This is a genomic window from Enterococcus sp. DIV0236 (genome assembly GCF_050558525.1).
Classification (GTDB): domain Bacteria; phylum Bacillota; class Bacilli; order Lactobacillales; family Enterococcaceae; genus Enterococcus; species Enterococcus faecalis.
In genome coordinates, this window is record NZ_CP187891.1 from 1,390,206 (window position 1) to 1,414,492 (window position 24,287).

Below are 24,287 nucleotides of genomic sequence, written 5' to 3' on the forward strand. Positions count from 1 at the left end.
TTTATAAGATGTAACGACTTAAATCTTCATTTTGAACAATGTCATTCAATTTTTCATTGACATATGCTTCGGTAATCGTAATTTCACCCATTTGCATATCTGGTGCTTCATATAATAAATCTTCTAATAAACGTTCTAAAATTGTGTGTAAACGACGCGCCCCAATATTATCTGTATCACGGTTTACATCATAAGCGATGTGTGCTAACCGTTCAATTGCTTCTTTTGTAAAGATGACTGAAACATTTTCTGTGCCAATTAATGCTACATATTGTTTAATTAAAGCATTGTTTGGCTCAGTTAAGATACTTACGAAGTCATCCGCCGTTAAATCATCTAATTCAACTCGAATTGGGAAGCGGCCTTGTAATTCTGGAATCAAGTCACTTGGTTTTGACAAGTGGAAAGCACCTGAAGCGATAAATAAAATGTGATCCGTTTGTAAAGGACCATACTTCGTGTTAACTTGGGAGCCTTCAACAATCGGCAAAATGTCTCTTTGTACTCCTTCACGAGAGACTTCGCCCGAATTTTGTTGACTTTTAGAGGTGATTTTATCAATCTCATCGATAAAAATAATTCCGCTTGATTCAGCTAAACGAATCGCTTCACTATGAATATCAGCGTCATTGACAATTTTTGCTGATTCTTCTTTCACTAATAATTCTTGTGCTTCTTTCACCGTTACAGTACGTTCGATTTTTTTCTTTGGTGACAGAGCGCCTAACGTTTCATTTAAGTCGATACCCATTTGTTCTAGACCATTGTTCATAGCTGGCATCGTTTTCTTCGGTTCTTCAATTTCAATTGTTACTTCACGATTATCTAATAGACCTTTTTCCAGCTGTTCCAAAATTGTTCGGCGATTCGTTCGAATATCTTCCGTTACTTCTTCTTGTGCTTCTTGCTGTTGCTGAGCCATGTTAAACATGTTCATCATTTGTTCAAATTGATTACCGCCAGCCTGTTTTTGTTCTTTTTTAATTCCAGGCACTAATACTTTGACTAAACGTTGATTGGCCTTTTTTAACGCTTGCGCATACACGCGACTGTATTGTTGTTTTTCAACAATTTGGATCGCATTTTCTACTAAATCCCGAACCATTGATTCGACATCCCGACCGACATAGCCTACTTCTGTAAATTTGGTTGCTTCAACTTTTACAAAAGGCGCATTGACAATTTTTGCGAGACGACGAGCAATCTCAGTTTTACCAACACCTGTTGGTCCAATCATTAGTAAGTTTTTAGGCGTAATATCTTGTTGCATATTTTCTTCTAATTGCAAGCGACGATAGCGGTTACGTAAAGCTACCGCCACTGATTTTTTGGCAGCTTGCTGTCCAACAATATATTGATCTAGTTCTTTGACTATTTCTTTTGGTGTTTTGTTTAATTCATTCATGGATTTTCCCTCGCTTATAATTCTTCTACAATGATATTATGATTCGTAAATACACAGATATCTGCAGCAATATTTAAGGCATTTTTAGCAATCTCTTTCGCTGGCATTTCTTTATCGCCAAAGTTTTTCATGGCTCTTGCAGCGGACAAAGCAAAATTACCGCCTGAACCAATTGCTAAAATACCATCGTCTGGTGTGATGACTTCCCCAGTTCCTGAAACTAAGAGCATTTCTTCCTTATTCATCACAATCAGCATAGCTTCTAATTTTTGCATAGACTGTTGTGTACGCCACTCTTGGGCTAACTCAACCGCAGCTCTCGTTAAGTTTCCGTTGTATTCATTTAATTTTCCTTCAAACTTTTCTTCTAATGTAAAGGCATCTGCCACACTTCCTGCAAAACCGACAACGACTTCATCATTGTAAATACGGCGCACTTTTTTGGCCGTACCTTTCATAACGACAGATTCGCCCATTGTTACTTGGCCGTCACCAGCCATTGCAAATTTTCCATCTTTTTCGACTGCACAAATTGTTGTAGAGTGAAATTGTGATTCAACCATTATTGTTCCTCCTAGACGTTTACCTCCATTATGCACGAGGATGAAACGTTCGATAATTTTTTTGTAAACTTTCTTTTGTCACATGCGCATATATCTGAGTTGTGGATAAATTAGCATGTCCTAATAATTCTTGAACTGTCCGCATATCGGCGCCATTATTTAATAAATGTGTCGCAAATGTATGGCGTAACATGTGGGGATGAATTTCCGCATTTAATGAACTTTTTTTAATTAGTTGGTTTAAGACATATTCAATCCCTGTTGGCGTGATTTGTTCACCATGATGATTAACAAAGACATACGGATGTTTTTTTTGATATTTTGTCATTAATAGCGCGCGGCTATTCTCTAAGTAATCCTTTAAGGCGTCTTGTGCAAATGAACCAAAAGGCACATAGCGATCTTTATTTCCTTTTCCGTGAACCAATAAAACAGAAGCTTGAAAGTCAACTGCGTCCACCGTTAAGTTCGCACATTCACTGACCCGAATACCAGTCCCATACAGAACTTCTAGCAACGCTTGATTTCTCAAATCAAGCGGTTGCTCCCCTTGTGCGCTCTCAAATAATGCATCCATTTCTTTTTCATAAAAAAAACGGGGCAACCGTAACTGTTTCTTTTTCATATGAACATAGGAAAAAGGATTCTCTTGGATTGCTTCATTTTTTAATAAGAATTGATAAAAAGAACGCAAACTGGCAATTTTTCGACTAATCGAATTGCGGCTATATTCCTGATCGTATAATTCGCTCAAATAAGCCCGAACATCCAAATGTTCCACAGTCAAATAATTGTCATTACCTGAAGTCTTTAAAAACGAAAAAAAATGTTGTATATCTTCTTGATATGCTTTTTTTGTTTTTTCTGAATAGCCTCTTTCGACAATAAGATAACGAGCAAATAACTCAGGCCAATTCTTTTCTTCCATGTGATAGCCCTCCTCATTCGATTACAAAGTAACTTTAGCATAACCTTTTTCAAAAGACAATTAAGTTGTCAGAATTTAATCAATATTTCTAAATATGTTCACAATTTTAACTATTCTTTAGCTTTTGTTATTTTTTTCTAAAAATTAAAAGACTGAGTATCATCGCATTTCTTAGCAATGATGCTCGGTCTTTTCTCATATTTTTTCTAATTTAGTCTAAAGATTGGATAACTTGAGCTTGGACATCTAAGGCCCGATTAGCAATTGCTTCATAGCGTTCTTTTTTGTCACGAATTCGTTCAGGTAACTCTGGGAAAAGCCCAAAGTTTGCATTCATTGGTTGGAAATGTTTGCCTTCTGCATGTGTAATATAATAAGCCATACTTCCTAAAGTCGTTTCGCGAGGGAATTCAATCGGCTCTTCCCCTTTGGCAAGACGAGCTGCGTTAATACCTGCGAGTAAACCACTTGCCGCGCTTTCAACATATCCTTCAACACCAGTCATTTGTCCAGCAAAAAACAGATCGTCACGTTTTTTTGATTGGTAGGTTGGTTTTAGCAACTCTGGAGAATTCATAAAACTATTACGGTGCATGACGCCATAGCGAACAAATTCAGCATTTTCTAATCCCGGAATCATACGGAATACTCGTTTTTGTTCACCCCATTTTAAATGCGTTTGGAAACCAACAATATTGTATAAAGAAGCTGCAGCATTGTCTTGACGTAATTGAATTACAGCATAAGGGCGTTTACCTGTTTTAGGGTCTTCTAGTCCGACAGGTTTCATTGGGCCAAACAACATGGTTTTAATGCCACGTTGCGCCATTACTTCGATGGGCATACAGCCTTCGAAAAACTTCTCTTTTTCAAACGTGCGTAAAGGAACCACTTCTGCATTGACTAGTGCTTCATGAAAAGCATTGAACTCTTCTTCAGTCATCGGACAATTTAAGTAAGCCGCTTCCCCCTTGTTATAACGAGATTTTAAATAAACTTTATCCATGTCAATTGTTGATTTATCAATAATTGGTGCTGCTGCATCGTAAAAATAAAAGCCTTCAGAACCATTAAATTCTTGAATTTTTTGAGATAAGCTTTCAGAGGTTAAGGGACCCGTTGCAATAATTACAATCCCTTCCGGAATATCGGTGATCTCTTCATTTTTGATTGTAATTAATGGATGACTTTTAATTTTTTCAGTGATTGTTTCAGAAAAAGAATCACGGTCAACTGCTAAGGCGCCGCCAGCTGGTACAGCGGTTTGATCTGCACTACCAATAATGATTGAATTTAAACGGCGCATTTCTTCTTTCAAAACACCTACCGCATTGGTTAAACTATTTCCACGTAATGAATTAGAACAAACTAACTCTGCAAAATTTTCTGTTTGATGCGCTGGTGTCTTTTTGACAGGGCGCATTTCATATAAATCAACTGGTACGCCAGCATTGGCCACTTGCCATGCCGCTTCACTTCCGGCTAAACCGGCACCAATAATTGTGACTTTTTTTGTCATGTATAAAAATTCCTTTCTATGTCAAGAAGTTAAGAGCTGTCTCTTACAAACTCAATTCATTTTACTAAAAGAGAAGACCGAAGTAAATTCTTCGGTCTCAATTTTTCTTATTTTTGGACGTTTTCTTCATAATCGCCATTGATACAAACGACTTGTTTGCCGCCTTTAACTTTTTTCTCTACTAAATATTGCCCACATTTTGGACATGGTCGGCCTACTGGTTTGTCCCAAGAAGTGAAGTCACACTCTGGGTACCGACTACAGCCATAGAAAATCCGATTTTTCTTTGATTTGCGTTCGATAACTTGTCCTTCGTGACACACAGGACACGTCACGCCAATTTCTTTAACGATCGCTTTTGTATTCCGACAATCTGGGAAATTACTACATGCATAAAATTTTCCGTAGCGACCCAGTTTAATCACCATTGGATGTCCACATAGTTCGCAGTCAAAGCCTGCTGGTTCATCTTTAATTTGGATTTTTTCAATTTTTTCTTCGGCATTTGTTAATTCTTTTTCGAAGGGCTTGTAGAAGCGATCGACAACTTCAACCCATTTTTCTTGGCCTTCACCGACTTTATCTAGGTCCGTTTCCATTGTCGCTGTAAAATGTGTATCGACAATTTGTGGGAAAAACTCTGAAACTAGAGAATTCACAATTTCACCTAATTCCGTTGGTTCAAACCGTTTATTGGTTAGCTTCACGTAATAACGCCGTTGAATGGTTTCTAATGTTGGCGCATACGTTGATGGTCGGCCCACACCATTTTCTTCTAAAGTCCGGATTAACGTGGCTTCACTAAAACGAGCCGGTGGTTGAGTAAAGTGTTGTTTCGGTTCGATATCGACCGATTTAACAACGTCACCTTCCACTAATTCAGGTAAAATATTTTCCTTGTCTTCTTTACCATCATCGCGTCCTTCAACATATACTTGCATAAACCCTTTAAATTTCACTTTGGAACCATTGGCAATAAACGTTACGCCGTTTTGTTGAAGCGTGACCTTCATGGTATCTAAAATCGCTGGTGTCATTTGACTAGCTACAAAGCGCGACCAAATAAGAGTATATAATTTTAATTGATCTTTATCTAAATACTTCTTCATTTCATCGGGTGTTCTTAAAACGCTTGACGGACGAACCGCTTCATGGGCATCTTGTGCACCTTGCGTATTTTTTGCTTTGCGGCCGCCATGTGCTGAAAACTCATCTCCGTAGGTCTTTTCAATGAATTCAGCAGCTTCTGCTTTGGCGGAATCGGCAATTCTGGTTGAGTCTGTACGCATGTAGGTAATCAGCCCCACAGTGCCTTGTTTCCCTAAAGCAATTCCCTCATACAATTGTTGCGCAACCATCATGGTTTTACGGGTACGGAAATTTAATTTACGTGCCGCTTCTTGTTGTAAACTACTGGTTGTAAAAGGTAATGCAGGATTACGTTTCCGTTCTTTTTTCTCAACTTTTGTAACATCGTAATCTTTACCGTCAATCCGAGAAGTGATTTCTTTCACCGCTTCTGCATTTGGTAATTTTTTCTTTTTACCATCTACGCCCCAGAAATTTGCTTTGAATTTCTTGCGACCTTTTTGGAAATTCCCATCAATGCTCCAATATTCTTCAGGTTTAAATTCTCGAATTTCATTTTCTCGATCAATAATCATTTTTAAAGCAACAGATTGCACACGACCAGCACTCAAACCTTTTTTGACTTTACGCCATAAAATAGGACTAATCGAGTATCCAACTAAACGGTCTAAAATGCGCCGTGCTTGTTGTGCATCAACTAAATCAACGTTGATGGTTCTAGGTTCTTTAAATGCCGCTTTTACCGCTTCTTTAGTGATCTCATTGAATACCACGCGGTTTTTATCTTTTAAATCAAGGCCAAGAAGATAAGCTAAATGCCAAGCAATTGCTTCACCTTCTCGGTCCGGATCGGCTGCGAGATAGACTTTTTCAGCTTTTTTTGCAGCCGCTTTTAAACTTTTGATGACATCGCCTTTTCCGCGAATCGAAATATAATGAGGTTCATAATTATTTTCAATATCAATCCCCATTTTACTTTTTGGTAAATCGCGAATGTGACCAACACTGGCAACCACCTTGTAGTTTCTTCCTAGATATTTTTCAATTGTTTTGGCTTTGGCAGGTGATTCTACAATCACGAGATACTTATAGGCCATTCAATTAGCTCCTTTCGCGTTCGCTTTCCTACTATATAATATATGTAAAAAACGCACAAATCGTAATACATCATATGCTATATAGAATAGGTTTGTCAAGACTAGGCTTTCTAACATTTCTGTCATTTCTGTTTGACTGTCCGAATTTATAAATAAAAAATGCCTATGATTTATAGATTTTATCCTAAAGCATTAAAATACCTATAACATTCCAAACAAAATGAGTCAAGACAGCAGCTTCAAAGCGACCCGTGCGTAGATAGACCCAACTTAAAGCTAAACCCATGCCCCAATAAATAACAAAACTACCTATATCTGTCGGCGTGTGCACAAGTGCAAATAAAATAGAAGAAACGAGTATGCCTATTTTTGAAGCTGGCTTGAAAAACGCTTGAATCCCGACACGAAAAATTCCCTCTTCGAAAATTGGCCCAATCACACCTGCAAAAATAAGTATAAGCCCTTTAGGAATGGCTTGAACAATTTCTTCAACACTTTGTTGGTTAGAGGTCGTCTCTAATCCTTCCAGACGTAATAAGAAATCACCAAATATTCCCACACAAAAGATTATCACCAAACCTAACAAGACCACTGGCAAGGTTTCTTTGATTCCTAAAAAAGTCCAAGTTATGAGCTTTTTCTTTTTCAAAAAAGCAACAAATAGATAGACGAAATAGGCACCAAGTCCAACAGCCACTAATCCACTAACAAAGCGAAACCAAAAATTTTCTGTAGAAAATTGAACAACTGAGACCATCATCAAAGGAATTTGATCCAAAATCAAAAAGCCCAGTAGCTGCATACCAAACAACCATCTTTTTCTAACAACCGTTTCCATTTAGACACTCCTAACTACCAACCAAAAGATTAAAATCTGATTAAATAGTACCGAAGTGAACGTAGGTTGTCAATTCACAATTAGTAAAAGTCACAATTCTTCACAAATATCATCAATTGTCTGAACACATTTAGCGCCGTCCTGAATTAATTCATGGCAGCCTGTTGAAAAAGACTGGAAAATACTTCCCGGTACGGCAAATACCTCGCGCCCGTAATCCATCGCCGCTTGTGCAGTAATTAAAGAGCCACTATTCTTACGAGCTTCCATCACGCAGACCCCTAAAGATAATCCAGCAATAATGCGATTACGTGCAGGAAAATGATATTTTTTCGGCCCACTCCCATTCACATATTCTGTTAAAACAAGCTGATTCTGCTTCATAGTTTGCTGTAATTCTTTCTTTTCATACGGATAATATACATCTAATCCAGTGCCTAAAATTCCAATTGTCTGACCCCCGTTCTGGATGGCCATCTCATGGCTACGACTATCAATGCCTTTGGCAAGACCACTGACGATTGTGAATCCTTCTTTGACTATTTTAGGAACCAGAGCTTCAGTCACTCTTAACCCATACGAAGTGGCATAGCGAGCGCCGACGATGCCAATTTTCCTTCTACTTAACAATTGTAAATTTCCTCTATAAAAAAGAATTGCTGGTGGATTATAAATTTCTCGTAATAATTTAGGATAGACGGCATCTAAAATTGTCATAAATTGGTGTTGGCATTGTCGTATATATAACGCTTCACTATGAATCGTATGGTGTAACCAAGATTGTTCAAATAATTCACGATATTTCTTGATTTCAGCAATTCTAATAATTTCTGTACTGGAAAAATCAACACGCTTTTGTGCGATAGCTTCTTGTAACACTTTTAAGATACCTAAATTGCCAATTCCTTGGCATACCGCTAATTTAAATAATAATTGTCGTTGTAAAATTTCCAACAAAAAACACCTCTTTCACATCTTCTTAAAATAAGAATACGTAAAAAAAAGTGTTTTATTTTTAAATCATATCTTTTATTGGCGCAAACGTACGTCGATGAATGGGTGTTACACCGTATTTTTCTAACCCGAGAAGATGTTCTTTTGTTCCATAGCCTGCATTGTTTTTAAATCCATATCCAGGATATAATTCATCATATTCTTCCATTAATCGATCTCTTGTTACTTTTGCAATAATACTGGCTGCTGCAATTGAAATGGAGCGTGCATCCCCTTTAATCAAACTTTCTTGTGGTTGGGGAACGTCTAACTGCATTGCATCAATTAATAAATAATCTGGTGCAAAAGCTAAATCGTCAATTGCCATTTTCATCGCTTGTTTAGTTGCTTGATAAATATTAATTTGATCAATGACTCCTTGATCAGCGATACCTAACCCGATAGCGACAGCCTGTTCTTGAATCTGGTTATATAACGTTTCCCGTTTTTTAGCAGATAGTTTTTTTGAATCATTTAAGCCTAATAATTGACAATCTTTCGGCAAAATAACTGCAGCTGTCACAACAGGACCAGCTAATGGTCCGCGGCCTACTTCATCAATTCCCGCAATTAAACGATGGCCTTTTTTATAGGCCGCTTCCTCAAATTGACTCATTTCTTTAAAAAGTTGCCATTCTTTTTCTTTGGCTAACTGGCGACGTTCCCATTGTTTGATCGCTTGTTGCACTCCTGAACGTTCATCTTCTCGCCAGCTTGCTAATCGTTCATCGGTTGCATCAGTGACAGTTAGCAATGCTTCTTTGATTGCCTGAATCGACTCTTTTGCCATGTTATTCGTCTCCTAGTTCTTCCCAGCGGTCCAAAGTATACGTACCTAATTTTCCACTGCGAATTTCTAAAATAATCATTTCGCTGGCTCGATTATAATCATCTCTAAAACCACGTTTTTGGCTAATTAACATCAACTGTTCTGGGGCAGGTAAAAATAGCTCTTCCTCTGTTAAACCATATCGTTCCGTCAAACGTTGCGGATAAAAACGTGCAAAAAATTCTAATCCATAAATCGCCAAATCATCTAAATGCAATAATTGATCTTTTATAGCGCCAGTTAAAGCTAATTTTTTCCCAATTTCTTCATCTTCAAATTTTGGCCAGAGAATCCCTGGTGTATCCAGTAATTCCAATTGGGAACCAGAGCGTAACCATTGTTGTCCTTTTGTCACACCTGGCTTGTTCCCAGTTTGCGCAATTTTTTTTCCGACTAAACGGTTCATTAAGGTTGACTTACCAACATTGGGGATCCCAATACACATTGCGCGAATCGCACGCGGTTTCAAACCTTTCGCCTGTTCACGAGCCAATTTTTCTTTTAACGCTTCCTTGGCTGCTGGCACAATTTTATTGATTCCTTTATTTTGTTGGGCATTGATAACTAGGGTTTGGTACCCTTTCTTTTGAAAGTAATGTTGCCATTTTTTATTTTGGTCGTTATCTGCTAAGTCCCCTTTATTTAAAAGGACTAATCGTGGTTTTTGTTGGACAATTTGGTCCATCATTGGGTTACGGGAAGAAAGAGGTAACCGCGCATCAACTAGTTCAAATACAATATCGACATATTTGATTTTTTCCGAAACTTCTCTTCTTGCTTTGGCCATATGGCCGGGAAACCATTGAATGGTCATAATCTGTTCAAATCCCTTCTTTAACACATTGTTTCTTTGATTCAATTCTTCAACGAGTCCTGTGTTCCGCGTAGATTCTTGCGAAAAAACACCTTCTCTAGTTTAACATATTTTTCACGGATTTGATTTATTTTCTGTAGTGTTCTTTAAAAAACAAAAAAGCTGAGACAAACTCACTTTGGATTTTGTCTCAGCCTTGTACACTGGCAAAGTATAGAAATTAGTAGGTCAAGCTCTTCTCAAGACTGACTCAAGAGTATTTCTGTTTTTACTTGTTATTTAGCATGAAGTAAATTTTCTTTACAATGAATTAACTCTGTTAAAAACTGACAATACGGTGTAGCAATCCCATAGACTTTCCCTTTGCGAACAATTGCTCCATTGATATAATCAATTTCGGTTAAACGATGATTGGTTATTAAGTCCTGATACATCGATGGATGGTGCAAACCAATTGTTTCTCGATTATAACACGAGCGGATTTGTTGAAGCACTGCTTGTTTATCTAACGTAACTTGTTCCACTTCAGCGACTGCTAAAAATTCATTAACTATTTGTTGAACAATTTGATCTGCTTGCTCTGTTTCGCCAAAGTCTGCCATATTACAATCCAACAAAGTACATAAACCATTCATTGTTCCATTTACGCAAGCCTTCTTATAAATGGATGATAAAATATTCTCAGAATAACGTGCATTTAAGCCAGCGTTATTTAATACCTTAATGACTGCTTCTGCCGCTTGTTCACTTTGCGCTCCTAAATTTTGTAAATCAATCGAACCATTGCCAAATAATTTTACTTTGCCCGGTCCTTCTAACCCAGCGGTCCACATTGTGTTTCCTAATAAAATATTTTCATATGGCACGTATTTTTTGATAATATCTTCGTGCCCAATTCCATTTAACAAGCATAAAACTTTCGTATTTTTATTAAGGAAATGTTCTAATGCTTCAAGCATTCCTTCCAGTTGCATTGCTTTTGTAAATAGAATAACTAAGTCTGCTGTAAAATCGATGCTTGCTACTTCTGTCTGAGGATAGATAGGAATTTTAGCGGTCACCACTTCGCCATTAAAATCAGCAACTAACCCGTTTTTTCTTATTGCTTCAATATGTTCTGGCCAACCATCAACAAAAATAACGTCATTTCCTGCTTGATGTAACATTAGTCCAAAGCGACTGCCCATAGCGCCAGCACCTGCGATAATAATCTTCATTTCTTTTCCTCCGTTCAATTTTTTATTTTTAGGTAAAAATCTGCTAAGAAAATCTCTATCTCTTACTTTTATAGCAATAAAAAGGCAAAACATATGTTATATTATAAGTGATCTATTTGTTATTTTTTATCCAAGCGCATTTATGTAAGCGCTTTTAAAAAGAAAGGGAGTTTCTGATGAATATTCAGCTTTTAAAGTACTTCATTGAAATTGTTAATACCCGCAGTTTATCGGCGGCCGCTCGCAATTTATTTGTCACCCAACCAACACTTTCTTTAGCATTGAAAAAAATGGAATCTGAGTTAGGCACAGCGTTGTTTGATCATTCTGATCAACCGTTTCAATTAACCGATATAGGTCTTTATTTATATGAACATGGCCAAGAAGTTGTTTTTCAATTCGATCAATTGGTAACAGATATTCGTGAAATGAACCAGAAACCAGTTAAAAAGCAATTGCGTTTAGGGTTAACTACTTTATTTGCTGTACAATTTATGAAAGAAATTTCACGATTTTTAACAACCCATCCACATGTGAATTTAATATTACAGCAAGATGGCTCGCCAAAATTACAAACGATGTTAGCAAATAAAGAAATTGATATGGGACTAATTTCTTTCCCAAATACCTTACCTGAAATTATTCATATTGAACCTTTAGAAACGACTACCAAAGGCTACCATGTTTATGTCGTGGTACCAGAATCAAATCCTCTCTCTCAATATGAAAAATTAACTTTTAAAGATTTGAAAGATCAACGATTTTCATCGTTAAGTGATAATTTTATGATTGGTCGCCTACTACTAGATCGGACTCGGAGCTTCGGTTATGAGCCGAATATCATTTTGCATAACGATGATTTACAAGTACTTCTTTATAGTTTACAAAAAAATAATTCGATTTGTTTGCTGCCGATTGAATATTATGAAGTGGGAAAAAGCCAGGGACTGAAATGGATTCCTTTAAAAGATAAGTTTGACTATTTCCCCATCGGCATTGCTTTGCGCCGCGATTTTAGTATGACAGAAGATGTTAGAGATTTTATCCAAATCATTAAAGAAAATTAATGGATAATCTAGCCTTGATAAGCAAAGACGACTTTACTATCATAAAGTTTCAACACTTTTTCAAATAAGAATTTTGAGAATAAACCCGCGACAATTGGAACAACAAACCAAGAAAAGAGTAAGGGTAAGATCCCTAAGCCCGCATCCAATGAAGCAAGTGGTCCCACGAGTCCAACCAAGCCAAATCCAGCCGATTGTGGGGTTCCTGAAATGTTGAATAGAACCACAGGAATTGCTGAAATAGTCGCTGTAAATAAACAAGGAATTAAAATAATTGGGTATTTAAATAAGTTAGGCATCATCATTTTCATGCCGCCCAAAGAGACAGCCAGTGTCACTCCCGATTGGTTGACATTCCAAGAATTAATCACAAGAACAACAGTTGTGGCTGCAATTCCCATTGCAGCAGCACCTGCAGACAAGCCATTCAACTGAATCGCCAAACCAATTGCCACAGTAGTGATTGGCGAAATAATCAGTGCAGCAAATGAACAAGCAATTAAAATACTCATGATAATTGGCTGAAAATCAGTAAAATTGTTAATCACTTTCCCGATGGCAACCGTAATTTGTGTCACATATGGATAAATCAACATGCCAAACAAACCTGCACCTACTCCAACAACGATCGGTAAAGCAATGATTTCCACTGAACCGAATTTTTTATCGATGACTAATAAAAGTAAGACTGCAACAGAAGCGGTAATCATAATATTAATGATGTCACCAGTGCCTGCACCAATAAAGCCTTTCACTTCTGAATTAAATTTAATCACGCCAGAGCCAGCAAATGCTGCACCGCCAGCAATCATCATTTTCTGTGGCGTTAAGCCAAATTGAAAAGCAATCAGTCCACCAATAATTAAAGGGGTGGCTAGTTGGAAAATTTGCGCCGCATGAATAATCATTTCGATAATCTTGTATTCTGCAAAATATTTTAAAATGGCTCCTAATACAGCATTGGGAATTAAGGCGATAATGGTGCCGGAAGCTGTTCCAGCTAACACTTTGTTAAAAAATATTCTTGGGGTTAATTGAGCATCCAGTTTATCAGTGGGCATTTTCAACACTCCTATTGATTATTTTTGTTTTTTTAGAACAAGTTTGAGAATGATTGAACTTTCTATTAGATAAAGAGCGGCCTCAAAGAAGAGCGCTTATTTCTTTGAGGCGCTTTTTATTTAACTAAAGCAAGGAACGATTTTTAATATACATCCGTATCCGCATTATATTTCGCTAAATTATCTTTAACATCTCGCAAGAACTTACCTGCTTGTTGTCCATCTAAAATTCGATGATCAATAGAAAGACATAAATTAACCATATCTGCCACTTTAAAGCCTCCATCTGCGGTTGGCACAAGGCGTTTATTAATTGACTCTACTTGTAATATCGCAGCTTGTGGATGGTTAATAATTCCCATCGATTGGACGGAACCTAGTGTTCCAGTATTATTAAGAGTAAAGGTCCCTCCTTGCATTTCTTTGCTTGCTAGCGTTCCTTGTCGGACTTCTTGTGCCAAGCGATTGATTTCTTTAGCTAGCCCTGCAATCGAATAGTTATCCGCTTGTTGAATCACTGGCACGTAAAGATGCTCGTCTGTCGTTACAGCTATGGATAAATTAACATCTTTATGATAAATAATTGAGCCATCATCCCAAGATGTATTGATTTTTGGATTTTTCTTTAACGCTTGAATGACTGCTTTGGCAAAAAATGGGAAGAAGCTTAGAGACAGGCCTTCTTGTTGTTTAAATTCATCTTTTAATGAATTTCTAAGTTGGACTAAGTTGGTCACATCCGCTTCCACCATTAACCAAGCGTGAGGGATTTCGTTGACACTTTGGACCATTTTTTTAGCAATTGCTTTACGTACAGGATCTGCAGAGACAATTTTATCTGTGGTTGTTTCAGTTGGACTAGCTGTTGCGGCGCTTTCATTTTGCGAAGCAACTGGCTCCTCTGAAATTGAAGGGCTAGTTCCTGGACTCACTGTTTTCTCAGGTGTTCTTGCCTGTGTTGGTGTAAAGTTTGTGACATCTTTTCTAGTAATTCGACCATCACGACCTGTCCCTGTAACTTGTGTTAAATCAATCTTTTTTTCTTGGGCAATTTTAAGGACTGCTGGGGAATAACGACCATTATTTTTTTGATGGGACGTCGCAGTGCTTGTTGTTGCAACCGTTTCATGTTCTTGCACTTGTTCCGCACTTGCTTCTTTCACTGGTGCTAAAGTAGCTTCTTCTGTTTTTTCGGTTGTTTCTTCTGTCTCTAACGTCATCACCGCTGTTCCGATGGGCACATCTGTATCTAGAGAAATCAGAAATTCTTTTACTACACCATCAAAATCTGATGGGACTTCCGTGGTGACTTTATCAGAAACGACTTCCATTAAGGGATCATAACGTTTCACTGAATCTCCTGGTTTAACTAACCATTGGACAATGGCTGCCTCTGTGACACTTTCGCCTAGATGAGGCATTTTGATTTCTTTTGTGGCCATTTATTTTTTCCTCCTTGCTTCAATTAAAATTCTGCTAATTCTTTCATTGCTGCTAATACTTGCTCTTCATTGATTAAAAATTCTCTTTCTAAAGGTAATGCATAAGGCATGCTTGGACAATCAGGTCCTGCAAGTCGTTGAATCGGTGCATCTAAATCAAAGAGAGCATCTTCTGAAATCATTGCCGCAATTTCACTCATCACGCTGCCTTCTTTATTGTCTTCTGTTACGAGTAAAACCTTCCCTGTTTTCTTAGCTGCAGCTACTAATGTTTCGCGATCTAAAGGATATAATGAGCGAACATCGACGATTTCGGCATCAATTCCTTCAGCGTCTAGTTTTTCCGCCGCAGCTAAAGCTAATTGCAAGGTCATGCCGTAACTAATCACGGTTAAATCACTACCCGTTCTAACGACATTGGCTTTGTCAATTGGTACGATATAATCATCTGCAGGCACTTCATCTTTTAGTAAACGATATAAACGCTTATGTTCGTAAAAAATGACTGGATCATCGGAACGAATCGCTGCTTTAATCATCCCTTTTGCATCATAAGGATTAGAGGGGGTCACCACTCTTAATCCTGGTTGTCCACAAAAAACTTTTTCTGTAGACTGAGAATGATACAGCCCACCACGAACACCGCCGCCATAAGGGGTCCGATAAACGATTGGCGCAGTCCAATCGCCTTTTGTTCTATAGCGCATTGTCCGAGCCTCTGATAACAATTGATTGGTTGCAGGCAAAATGTAATCCGCAAATTGAAATTCACCAATTGCGCGATAGCCCATTAAACCTAAGCCGACAGCTAAACCACCAATTAAGCCTTCTGTTAACGGTGTATTAAAACAACGCTCGTCACCGTATTTAGCAGCCAAGCCCTTTGTTACACCGAACACGCCGCCTTTGTCGCCGCCGACATCTTCCCCAAAAATAACTACTTTTTCATCACGAGCCATTTCTTCAGAAATTCCTAAGTTAATTGCTTCTAAATAAGTCATCTCAGCCATTATATTTCTTCTCCTCTTCTCTTATTTTGCATACACTTCTTCTAAAATGGATGTCGGTACAGGATCTGGCATTGCTTCTGCTTCATCCGTTGCTTGATTGATTTCTGCACGAATTTCTTCATCAATTTTGGCAATGTCTTCGTCTGTTAAATAGCCCTCTTCTAATAATTGTTTTTCAAAAAGCTTCACTGCATCGTTCTTTTTCATTTCTTCAATTTCTTCTTTTGAACGATAAACAGATTGATCATCGTCAGCGGAATGAGAAGTCAAGCGAGAAACCATTAATTCAATCAATTTTGGTCCTTTTTTCCCGCGAGCCGCTTTTACTGCTTCTTTAAATGCTAGATAGACTTCAGCAAAATCACTACCATCAACGGTCACACCTTCAAAGCCATAAGCTTTCGCGCGATCGGCCATTCGTTTATTGGCATACTGTTCTTCAATTGGGACAGAAATCGCATATTCATTATTTTCAACAACAAAAATGACTGGTAATTTTTTTACGCCTGCAAAGTTCATAGCTTCTTGGACTTCTCCTTGATTGGCAGAGCCTTCCCCAGTGGTGGTCAATGCAACAAAATCAGCTTTTTGAAGTTGCGCTGCATAACCAACACCTGTTGCTAATGGCATTTGTGTACTTACTGTTGAAGAGAAGGAAACAATATTATGCTCTTTTGAACCATAATGATTCGGCATTTGACGACCATGGGAAGAAGGATCCGCTTCTTTTCCAAAAGAACCCATTAAAATATCTTTGGAGGTCATGCCCCAAACCAAGCACGCGGTCATATCACGATAATACGGTAAAAAATAATCTTTTTGAGGATTAAAAGCCATCGCCATCGCTACTTGTGCAACTTCTGCCCCTTGACCAGAAATATTGAAAGAGGTCTTACCAATCCTTGTTAATTGCCACAACCGTTCGTCTAAACGACGTCCTCGTAGTACTTGACGATATGCCTGAATCAATTCTTCTTTTGATAAACCCGATTTTTTAAGCGTTTTCATTTTCATCAACCTTTCTCTATTTGTGAATCGCTAAGCCATAAGTATCTAAGGCTGCTTCTTGCAATACTTCTGTCATTGTTGGATGCGCATGGATTGCTTCACCAATTTCAATGGGCGCGGCATCTAAATACATGGCAGTACTTGCTTCGGCAATTAAATCCGTGACATGTGGCCCAATCATAGAAACCCCTAATAAATCATCGGTCTTCTTGTCACGAATTACTTCTATAAAGCCATCTGTTTCTCCATAAACAAGTGATTTACCATTACCATTAAAATTAAAGGTGCCAATCACTACTTCTTTATCTGCTGGTAAAGTTTCTCTAGTATAGCCGACACTTGCTATTTCAGGATTTGTATAAACACCTCGAGGCACGTTTGTATAATTTAAAGGTTCAACTGTCTCGCCTAAAAGATGCTGAACAGCTAACTCTCCTTCTTTCATAGCCACATGTGCTAGTTGGAGTGTATCGATACAATCGCCGATCGCATAAATATGTCCTTCTGTGGTTTGATAAAATTCATTTACTTCAATGCCTTTGTCAGTATATTTCACTGAGGTATTCTGTAACCCTAACTTATTGATATTGGGTTGACGCCCAATTGCTACCATGACTTTGTCAACAGCGAGGCTTTCTTGTCCTGCAACTTCTATTTGAACCTTCTGCCCGGTAACTTTCGCTTCTTGGACTTTGCTACCTAATAAAATGTTAATTCCTCGTTGCTCTAAACGTTTCTTTAATTCTTTAGAAATTGTTGCACTCTCATTTATAAGTAACCGATCCAAAAATTCAATGATAGTTACGTTGACACCTAAACTATTTAATAAAGAAGCCCACTCGACACCAATAACGCCACCACCAATAATTGCAATTGATTCTGGTAGCTCTTCTAATTCAAGCATCCCATCAGAAGATAAGATAAATTCTTCATCCAGTGGCAAATTAGGTAACGTTTTAGGACTAGAACCTGTCGCAATAATGACATTTTTAGGAACGATAATTTCTTCTTCCCGTGTTGGATCATTAAACGTAACTGCCACTGCGCCAGAGACTGGTGAAAAAATGGAGGGACCTAAAATCGCACCTTCGCCTGCTAAAATTTTGATTTTATTTTTCTTGCATAAGCCTTCAACACCTTTGTGCAACTGCTCAACAATTCTTTCTTTCCGTTGTTGTATTTTAGAAAAATCAATGGACGCTGCCTCTGTTTCAATCCCAAAAGAAGCCGCTTGTTTTAAGGTATCAAAAACCTCTGCGCTTCTTAATAAAGCTTTTGTAGGGATACAGCCTTTGTGCAAACAAGTGCCACCTAATTTGTATTTTTCAACAATTGTGACGTTTAGCCCTTTTTGTGCGGCTCGAATTGCTGCTACATAGCCTCCTGTTCCGCCACCTAAAATCAGTAAATCTGTTTGTTCCGCCATTTTGATCACTCCTGCTCAATTTTTGCTTCACTATAATTTAAAGCTTGTTCTTCCCCTGTTAATACTCGATTGACGCCTTCATATAAAGCAGCCATCTCCATTTCACCTGGGTAAACCTTAATTGGTGCAATCCAAGTGATTTTTTGACTAATTTCTTGAACAACGGTTTGCGAATAGGCTGCGCCCCCTGTTAAAATAATTGCATCAATTGCGCCTTCAAGAACCACGGCCATCTCGCCAATACTTTTTGCGATTTGGTAACACATTCCTTTTAAATAGTAATTTGCTGTTTGATCACCTGCAGCTATTTGTGCTTGGATATGCCGTAAATCTGTTTCACCTAGGTATGATTTAAGACCGCTATTCCCCGCAATTAGCTTTTTCACTTGGCTAATCGTTAACTCCTGTTCAAGTATCCATTGCGCAAATTCAACGAGCGGTAAGGCGCCACTGCGTTCAGGCGTATAAGGACCTTCACCATCAAGCCCATTTACCACGTCCACCATGCGGCCTTTTTGATGCGCCCCCAAGCTAATGCCCCCACCTAAATGAACAACGATAAAATTGCTTTGCTCATATGTTTTCCCTAAATCCTCAGCGATTTTTCGAGCGACCGCTTTTTGATTTAAGGCGTGACCAACGCTACGTCGGTGAATGCCTTTTAATCCGGAAATCCTGGCTAATGGCTGTAGCTCATCTACAACAACAGGATCGACAATAAAGGCTGGCACGTGATATTTTTCTGCAAACTCATTAGCTAAAATCGCCCCTAAATTTGAAGCATGGGTATTAAAGCGTTCTGTCCGTAAGTCTTCTAGCATTTGTTGGTCGACAAGATACGTACCGCCAGGAATAGGCTTAAGCAAACCACCACGCCCTACGACAGCGGCTAATTGTGTGATGTTATGTGTTTCTAAAAATTCCGCGATCATTTGTTTTCGAAATGGTGTTTGACTGACAACATTTTCAAAAGGTGCCAATTCTTGGACGCTATGTCTAAGCGTTTCTTCCGCCAAGCAATCATGATTAGCAAAAAGCGCTAACTTCGTGGAGGTCGAGCCAGGATTAATAACCAATACTGTTTCCATTGTTTTCTGCTCCTTTTTTTTAAACTTGTCTCATGGCAAATCTTAATGAATGGAATTTGCTTTCTGTTGAATCGCTTCTAGATGTTAAAACGACTGGGACTTTTGTGCCAACAATCGTTCCTCCCACTTTGGCGTGCCCAAACAAGGTTAATGATTTGTATAAACAATTTCCAACATCAATAGTTGGGACCACTAAAATATCTGCATCCCCCATGATAGGACCGCTGTAACGTTTATGCGCAACCGCTTCTTCAGAGGTCGCTAAATCAAGCGAAAGTGGCCCAAAAACCGTAGCCTCTTGTTGATCATTAAAATGTGCCGTGACTTCTTTTGCTAAAACAGACGAAGGCATTTTAGGATTGAAATTTTCCGCTGCGCTTAACAAAGCAATTTTCGGTTGATGCAGTCCCAATTTTTGGGCGACTTCTTTAGCATTTTCAACAATTTCAATGAGGGTCGCTTGAGTGGGAGCGATATTCATCGCACAATCGGTTAACAAGAAGGTTTTCCCCGCAGGCAGCTCCACCATTGCTACATGGGAAAGAATCGGTTTATTTTTTAATTGATGCTCGCTTTTCAATATTTCTTTTAGTAATGTGTGGGTCTGAATAATTCCTTTCAATAAAATTTGTGCTTGACCGGTTGCCACTAGACTGACAGCTTCCCGTGCTACCGCGGCATCATCTGAGCAATGAACATATTTCCAGAGATTTTCAGTATCAAGATTTTCGCTTGTATCAAATACAATAAACTGCAACGGTTGCTCGGATTCTTTTAGTGCTTTTTTAACTAACTGTAAAATCTCTGGTTGTGAACCTCCTGCAATTGAAACAGTGATCATTTTCTCACCTCATTTTTTCTTCTTTACACTTTAAATCTACCTTAGTATGTAAGCGCATACAAATTGTTAATTTTTATGTCCTTATTAATATTTTTTATAGAGAAGGAAAAGCTTAGTAAATCAAGCTTTTCTTTCTCTAAACAATTGTTATCTAATTTACTTTTCATGAAAAAACTTCTTTTCTAAGAATGAAAGGAAAACTTATGCTTCGGCACAGCTGTTTATTTATGTCCGATCCTAAAGCATGTTATACTTTAGATACTTATTTTTAGGAGGAATTAAATGGCACTACTACTATTCTTTTTGTTTATCGCCCTACTAGGATTTGGTATATTAAAAATTAATAACCGCAGTATCCTCGGCGGTATCACTCTGGCTTCCGGCACCTTATTGTCATTAGTCACCTTACTATTTATCGGACTAGACAAAATTTATTTACATTTTAAGAATGGCGACCTAATTACCTTGGCCATTGCTTATCTATTAATTCCCGCTGTGTTTATCGGCATTTGCCTTTACTTTATTTTTAACTCACGTACGATGCAAACGAAAGAAGGCAAAAGTGTCACGGCTAAATTGTCGGCGGGCTTAGGGTTGAACTTATTAATTGCTTTACCAGCCTTTCTATATTTATTATCAGTTGGCACAGCGCAAATACCTTATGTGCTTTTTCTGTTCTTACTTTTTCTATTGTTAATGGATCTTTTGCTGACCTTTCTATTTGCTGCTTACGTCTTGTATTCATGGATGTACCAAATGATTCCTTTAAAAAAAGCGGTTGATTATATCATTGTTTTAGGTTCGGGAATTCGTAGCGAGGAAGTACCTCCACTTTTGAAGAGTCGGTTAGATAAAGGGATTGAATATTATGAAAAAAATCCCACCGCTAAATTTGTAGTCAGCGGTGGTCAAGGTCCTGACGAACCTGTGGCCGAAGCTTTCGCAATGAAAAAATATTTGCTTTCACAAAATATTCCTGCAGAAGCAATTTTGATGGAGGACCAATCCACAACCACTTATGAAAATATGTTGTTTTCTAAAGCAATAATTCAGGCAGATTGGCAAAAGATGCCGTCTGATTCTAAACAACCCTCTGTTATTTTTTCAACAAATAACTATCATGTCTTACGAGGAGCTATGTATGCCCATCGTGTTGGCTTAAAAGCTGAAGGTGTCGGGGCGCCAACTGCCTTATATTTTTTACCGACTGCTCTAATCCGAGAATACATTGCCTTACTGGTTCATGATAAGCGAATTGTGCTTTTTGTTTTTCTACTTGTCACTCTTCTTTTAGGAATCAGTATCTTACCCATCTAAAAAAACAGCGACTCACATTTTTGTGAGTCGCTGTTTTTATTCTTTTAATATAAAAAGGTTTAATGAACGTAATTGGCTATCAATGCAATCAGCCATAAATGAAGCGGATAGAATCCGTAAAATAAATATTTGAAAAATGGTGCTTTGCTACCTCTCTCACCATTGTAAAGCGATATAAATGGTAACACAGTGATAAACATAAAATCAGAATTATAAGCTAACATTTCAATTGTCGTTGGCAAATCTCCCAACCATTGAAAACTTGTAACTAAGAAAAAGAGCGCTAATGCACCATATAAACAGTTCCGTAAGACAAGTCTCTTTCTGGCTAGATACGTAATCAACATAAAAGGTAACATCACAATACCACCTTCAGCAAACATTGCTCCTATTCCTAAAATTGCTAATATACTAATCAATAAAACAATTTTTAAACTGATTTTTGGCATCTCTAGCATCGCTTTTGTCACAATTAACATACTGACACCAAGGGCTAAGGTGAAGAAAATATTGTTGTGAACAGCGACAGCTGGATTATTCACTAAATGATTTAGAAGCGTATTTCCAACAAACATGATTGCTGCCCAAATATACAAACGACCATTGTAACGATAAACATTCCGTGTATAGTTGAACCCTTCTACAGCCATGTAACCAAAAAACACACCGACACAACGAGTAATTACATGAAAAATCAGTGCCCATTCTGGTGGAACAAAATAACTAATATGGTCAAGAACCATTAACCCCATCATCAATAACTTTAAGCGATTTGCGTTCATGAATCGTCTCCTTTATTTTTTCTACAGAAACTATCATATCTTTTTATATAACAGAAAACAACGAACATTCTTGTTAGATTCAACCATTCTTTTTGTCACTTTCGTTAAACTTGGTACCGCAAAGATAAATCTTCAAATAAATAATGTTGGTATTTAAATTGTTCAAAATGAATTTTTCGAATTTCTTGCTTAATGGCTGTTAAGCATTCATCGACCGTCATCAATGATTCTTCTTTTAGAAGCGCCTCTTCTATTAATAATTTGCATTGGCAATCAATCAATAAAAGTTGACTATAGGATGTGTAAAATGTTTCTTTATTTAATTTTTCAATCAAATTTTTAGCTTGATTCTGCAGCTTTTGATAACATTTGGTCAATTTTTGATAATCCATTAAATCAACTAACTGACCTTGTTTTAACATGTTACTAAAGTCTAAATCCCAAAGCATTTCTTTAGTCGGCTGTTGCAATAAATAATACATAGAATGACTACTAATAATTTCAGTGGTCGGTTCTTCAATTGTTTCATAAAAAGTCACAAAATATTCTCGCTCAATCACAGTAATAATTTCTTCTTCTGAAAGCTCACAATCTTCTAAATTTTGATAGAATATCAATAATTTAATCCGCTCATCTATTTTATTCAGCGAAGCGACTAATTCAGGAAAAAGAACCGACTGACAATTCTCTACTAATTCTCTTGCCTTATTTTGTTCATTTTTATAAAAGCTGTATAACTTTTTCCGCTGTTTTAACGAGTTTAATAAGTTATCGGGTATATTCCAGTAATATTGTTTCTTCATAGCATTCCCACTCTTCTTTTTTATGTACAATTTTACAAAATTGGTCTTAGCCAATTTCGTCTCTAGTTATTCTATCAAAAAAGTGACGCTTTTTTACTGACAATAATTACTCGTTTTACGCCCAAAAAGTGAAAACTCAGCTGTTAAGTAATTATTGGGGCTTGTTTCTCGCGGGCCGAAAAAACTTTTTCCTTTTAAAAGTCCAGAAAAAGACCTACACTAGAGATAGACAAACGTTGGAGGGATTTAAATGGATTTACACTTAACGAATAAATTAGCATTAATTACTGGTTCAACCAAAGGAATTGGCAAAGCAATTGCGATTGAAATGGCTCGTGAAGGGACCGATGTCATTATCAATGGGCGCAATGAAGCCGAAGTAACTAAAGTTGTTAAAGAAATACAAACAATGTTTCCAGACACTCATCCTCAAGCAGGGACTGCCGATATTTCCATTGAAAGTCAACGAGCTACTTTGCTTGAAAAATTCCCTAAAGTCGACATTTTAGTGAACAATATGGGGATTTTTGAGCCAATGGAATACTGGGACATCGATGACGCCACTTGGGAAAAATTTTTTACTGTGAACGTGTTGTCAGGCAATGCATTAGCAAAAGCTTATCTACCTAAAATGCTTGCACAAGATTTTGGTCGCATTATTTTCATCGCTAGCGAAGAAGCGGTGATGCCTTCTGGCGAAATGCCCCAATATAGCATGACAAAAACGATGAATCTTTCCTTAGCTAAAAGTTTATCCAACTTAACTGTCGGCACACATGTCACCGTTAACACGGTTATGCCTGGCTCAACCCTTACCGAAGGTGTAGAAAAAATGTTGGAAGATATGTACGCTGATTCAGACATTCCCAAAGAGGATTGGGAAAAAGATTTCATGAAAAATCATCGTTCTCGTTCACAAATCCAACGGCTCATTCGACCAGAAGAAATTGGTCGTTTTGTTACCTTTGTGGCCAGCCCGGATTCTTCTTCATTCTCAGGCGAAGCCTTAAGAATCGATGGCGGCTTAGTTCCAACGATCTTCTAAATTAAACAAAAAAGACAGCCAGCAAAAATTCACATTTTTTGCTGGCTGTCTTTTTAAGCATATTAATTGATTACTTACCAAAAGTAAGTTATATTTATCTCGAAT

The 24,287-nt window shown here is 37.7% G+C and carries 21 protein-coding genes and 2 pseudogenes; 3 read left to right on the forward strand and 20 right to left on the reverse strand.

Annotated features, from left to right (window positions below; genetic code table 11):
- Window position 1 precedes the first annotated feature (1 nt).
- From hslU to IGK27_RS06855, 10 genes are all read right to left on the reverse strand, one after another.
- Window positions 2-1,405 (reverse strand): ATP-dependent protease ATPase subunit HslU, encoded by a 1,404-nt coding sequence (gene hslU, locus IGK27_RS06810; protein WP_002360239.1) that lies wholly within the window; start codon window positions 1,403-1,405, stop codon window positions 2-4.
- 14 nt (window positions 1,406-1,419) lie between these two features.
- Entirely contained in the window at window positions 1,420-1,968 is a 549-nt protein-coding gene (gene hslV / locus IGK27_RS06815) for an HslVU peptidase proteolytic subunit (protein WP_002357489.1), read from the reverse strand.
- A 28-nt stretch (window positions 1,969-1,996) separates the two neighbouring features.
- Complete coding sequence (gene xerC / locus IGK27_RS06820) at window positions 1,997-2,896, reverse strand: tyrosine recombinase XerC (protein WP_002365692.1); 900 nt, start codon at window positions 2,894-2,896, stop codon at window positions 1,997-1,999.
- Window positions 2,897-3,107: 211 nt separating this feature from the next.
- Window positions 3,108-4,415: an FADH(2)-oxidizing methylenetetrahydrofolate--tRNA-(uracil(54)-C(5))-methyltransferase TrmFO gene (trmFO, locus tag IGK27_RS06825; protein WP_002357486.1), complete on the reverse strand. Its 1,308-nt coding sequence runs from the start codon at window positions 4,413-4,415 to the stop codon at window positions 3,108-3,110.
- Window positions 4,416-4,522: 107 nt separating this feature from the next.
- Complete coding sequence (gene topA, locus IGK27_RS06830) at window positions 4,523-6,601, reverse strand: type I DNA topoisomerase (protein ID WP_002357484.1); 2,079 nt, start codon at window positions 6,599-6,601, stop codon at window positions 4,523-4,525.
- A gap of 184 nt (window positions 6,602-6,785) precedes the next feature.
- Window positions 6,786-7,439: a CPBP family intramembrane glutamic endopeptidase gene (locus IGK27_RS06835; protein WP_010819399.1), complete on the reverse strand. Its 654-nt coding sequence runs from the start codon at window positions 7,437-7,439 to the stop codon at window positions 6,786-6,788.
- Between the two features lie 90 nt (window positions 7,440-7,529).
- The gene (gene dprA / locus IGK27_RS06840) at window positions 7,530-8,393 is read right to left on the reverse strand and encodes a DNA-processing protein DprA (RefSeq protein ID WP_002382350.1); all 864 of its coding nucleotides are present in this window, start codon (window positions 8,391-8,393) and stop codon (window positions 7,530-7,532) included.
- A gap of 61 nt (window positions 8,394-8,454) precedes the next feature.
- On the reverse strand, window positions 8,455-9,222 hold the full coding sequence (locus IGK27_RS06845) for a ribonuclease HII (RefSeq protein WP_002357481.1): 768 nt from the start codon (window positions 9,220-9,222) through the stop codon (window positions 8,455-8,457).
- A gap of 1 nt (window position 9,223) precedes the next feature.
- Complete coding sequence (gene ylqF / locus IGK27_RS06850; protein WP_002357480.1) at window positions 9,224-10,075, reverse strand: ribosome biogenesis GTPase YlqF; 852 nt, start codon at window positions 10,073-10,075, stop codon at window positions 9,224-9,226.
- Window positions 10,076-10,350: 275 nt separating this feature from the next.
- On the reverse strand, window positions 10,351-11,292 hold the full coding sequence (locus tag IGK27_RS06855) for a 2-dehydropantoate 2-reductase (protein ID WP_002361867.1): 942 nt from the start codon (window positions 11,290-11,292) through the stop codon (window positions 10,351-10,353).
- A 176-nt stretch (window positions 11,293-11,468) separates the two neighbouring features.
- Here IGK27_RS06855 and IGK27_RS06860 point away from each other — a divergent pair, with 176 nt between their 5' ends.
- A complete protein-coding gene (locus IGK27_RS06860) occupies window positions 11,469-12,359 on the forward strand; it encodes a LysR family transcriptional regulator (RefSeq protein WP_430596408.1) in 891 nt (296 codons plus the stop codon).
- A gap of 8 nt (window positions 12,360-12,367) precedes the next feature.
- Here the strand turns inward: IGK27_RS06860 and IGK27_RS06865 are convergent, their stop codons facing one another.
- The 8 genes and pseudogenes from IGK27_RS06865 to ptb form a co-directional block, all read right to left on the reverse strand.
- Window positions 12,368-13,420: a PTS sugar transporter subunit IIC gene (locus IGK27_RS06865; protein WP_002384478.1), complete on the reverse strand. Its 1,053-nt coding sequence runs from the start codon at window positions 13,418-13,420 to the stop codon at window positions 12,368-12,370.
- 143 nt (window positions 13,421-13,563) lie between these two features.
- Window positions 13,564-14,496: pseudogene (locus IGK27_RS06870) on the reverse strand (dihydrolipoamide acetyltransferase family protein); the annotation flags it as partial.
- Between the two features lie 195 nt (window positions 14,497-14,691).
- Window positions 14,692-14,862 (reverse strand): annotated as a pseudogene (locus IGK27_RS06875) (biotin/lipoyl-containing protein); the annotation flags it as partial.
- Window positions 14,863-14,885: 23 nt separating this feature from the next.
- Window positions 14,886-15,872: an alpha-ketoacid dehydrogenase subunit beta gene (locus IGK27_RS06880; RefSeq protein ID WP_002393379.1), complete on the reverse strand. Its 987-nt coding sequence runs from the start codon at window positions 15,870-15,872 to the stop codon at window positions 14,886-14,888.
- Between the two features lie 21 nt (window positions 15,873-15,893).
- Window positions 15,894-16,886, reverse strand: a complete 993-nt coding sequence (locus IGK27_RS06885; protein WP_002364002.1) for a thiamine pyrophosphate-dependent dehydrogenase E1 component subunit alpha — start codon at window positions 16,884-16,886, stop codon at window positions 15,894-15,896.
- A gap of 10 nt (window positions 16,887-16,896) precedes the next feature.
- Complete coding sequence (gene lpdA, locus IGK27_RS06890; protein ID WP_010818395.1) at window positions 16,897-18,306, reverse strand: dihydrolipoyl dehydrogenase; 1,410 nt, start codon at window positions 18,304-18,306, stop codon at window positions 16,897-16,899.
- A 5-nt stretch (window positions 18,307-18,311) separates the two neighbouring features.
- The gene (gene buk, locus IGK27_RS06895; protein WP_002365701.1) at window positions 18,312-19,394 is read right to left on the reverse strand and encodes a butyrate kinase; all 1,083 of its coding nucleotides are present in this window, start codon (window positions 19,392-19,394) and stop codon (window positions 18,312-18,314) included.
- Window positions 19,395-19,413: 19 nt separating this feature from the next.
- A complete protein-coding gene (gene ptb, locus IGK27_RS06900) occupies window positions 19,414-20,235 on the reverse strand; it encodes a branched-chain phosphotransacylase (protein ID WP_033626242.1) in 822 nt (273 codons plus the stop codon).
- Between the two features lie 282 nt (window positions 20,236-20,517).
- Here ptb and IGK27_RS06905 point away from each other — a divergent pair, with 282 nt between their 5' ends.
- Window positions 20,518-21,552: a YdcF family protein gene (locus IGK27_RS06905; RefSeq protein WP_002382358.1), complete on the forward strand. Its 1,035-nt coding sequence runs from the start codon at window positions 20,518-20,520 to the stop codon at window positions 21,550-21,552.
- A gap of 59 nt (window positions 21,553-21,611) precedes the next feature.
- Here the strand turns inward: IGK27_RS06905 and IGK27_RS06910 are convergent, their stop codons facing one another.
- Together IGK27_RS06910 and IGK27_RS06915 are read right to left on the reverse strand one after the other, a co-directional pair.
- Window positions 21,612-22,334: a TraX family protein gene (locus tag IGK27_RS06910; RefSeq protein ID WP_002365704.1), complete on the reverse strand. Its 723-nt coding sequence runs from the start codon at window positions 22,332-22,334 to the stop codon at window positions 21,612-21,614.
- 104 nt (window positions 22,335-22,438) lie between these two features.
- Entirely contained in the window at window positions 22,439-23,191 is a 753-nt protein-coding gene (locus tag IGK27_RS06915) for a DUF7006 family protein (RefSeq protein ID WP_002399009.1), read from the reverse strand.
- A 196-nt stretch (window positions 23,192-23,387) separates the two neighbouring features.
- Between IGK27_RS06915 and IGK27_RS06920 the strand changes: the two genes are divergently transcribed.
- Window positions 23,388-24,182, forward strand: a complete 795-nt coding sequence (locus IGK27_RS06920; RefSeq protein ID WP_002364009.1) for an SDR family NAD(P)-dependent oxidoreductase — start codon at window positions 23,388-23,390, stop codon at window positions 24,180-24,182.
- Window positions 24,183-24,287: the final 105 nt, after the last annotated feature.

Bases quoted from the DNA above. Each gene is read 5' to 3' on its own strand.
- ptb (WP_033626242.1), bottom strand. From the start codon at position 20,235: ATGATCACTGTTTCAATTGCAGGAGGTTCACAACCAGAGATTTTACAG.
- IGK27_RS06920 (WP_002364009.1), top strand. From the start codon at position 23,388: ATGGATTTACACTTAACGAATAAATTAGCATTAATTACTGGTTCAACC.
- buk (WP_002365701.1), bottom strand. From the start codon at position 19,394: ATGGAAACAGTATTGGTTATTAATCCTGGCTCGACCTCCACGAAGTTA.
- IGK27_RS06910 (WP_002365704.1), bottom strand. From the start codon at position 22,334: ATGAACGCAAATCGCTTAAAGTTATTGATGATGGGGTTAATGGTTCTT.
- topA (WP_002357484.1), bottom strand. From the start codon at position 6,601: ATGGCCTATAAGTATCTCGTGATTGTAGAATCACCTGCCAAAGCCAAA.
- IGK27_RS06885 (WP_002364002.1), bottom strand. From the start codon at position 16,886: ATGAAAATGAAAACGCTTAAAAAATCGGGTTTATCAAAAGAAGAATTG.
- IGK27_RS06845 (WP_002357481.1), bottom strand. From the start codon at position 9,222: ATGGCAAAAGAGTCGATTCAGGCAATCAAAGAAGCATTGCTAACTGTC.
- lpdA (WP_010818395.1), bottom strand. From the start codon at position 18,306: ATGGCGGAACAAACAGATTTACTGATTTTAGGTGGCGGAACAGGAGGC.
- IGK27_RS06835 (WP_010819399.1), bottom strand. From the start codon at position 7,439: ATGGAAACGGTTGTTAGAAAAAGATGGTTGTTTGGTATGCAGCTACTG.
- xerC (WP_002365692.1), bottom strand. From the start codon at position 2,896: ATGGAAGAAAAGAATTGGCCTGAGTTATTTGCTCGTTATCTTATTGTC.
- hslU (WP_002360239.1), bottom strand. From the start codon at position 1,405: ATGAATGAATTAAACAAAACACCAAAAGAAATAGTCAAAGAACTAGAT.
- IGK27_RS06860 (WP_430596408.1), top strand. From the start codon at position 11,469: ATGAATATTCAGCTTTTAAAGTACTTCATTGAAATTGTTAATACCCGC.
- hslV (WP_002357489.1), bottom strand. From the start codon at position 1,968: ATGGTTGAATCACAATTTCACTCTACAACAATTTGTGCAGTCGAAAAA.
- ylqF (WP_002357480.1), bottom strand. From the start codon at position 10,075: ATGACCATTCAATGGTTTCCCGGCCATATGGCCAAAGCAAGAAGAGAA.
- IGK27_RS06880 (WP_002393379.1), bottom strand. From the start codon at position 15,872: ATGGCTGAGATGACTTATTTAGAAGCAATTAACTTAGGAATTTCTGAA.
- trmFO (WP_002357486.1), bottom strand. From the start codon at position 4,415: ATGACAAAAAAAGTCACAATTATTGGTGCCGGTTTAGCCGGAAGTGAA.
- IGK27_RS06855 (WP_002361867.1), bottom strand. From the start codon at position 11,292: ATGAAGATTATTATCGCAGGTGCTGGCGCTATGGGCAGTCGCTTTGGA.
- IGK27_RS06865 (WP_002384478.1), bottom strand. From the start codon at position 13,420: ATGCCCACTGATAAACTGGATGCTCAATTAACCCCAAGAATATTTTTT.
- IGK27_RS06905 (WP_002382358.1), top strand. From the start codon at position 20,518: ATGGCACTACTACTATTCTTTTTGTTTATCGCCCTACTAGGATTTGGT.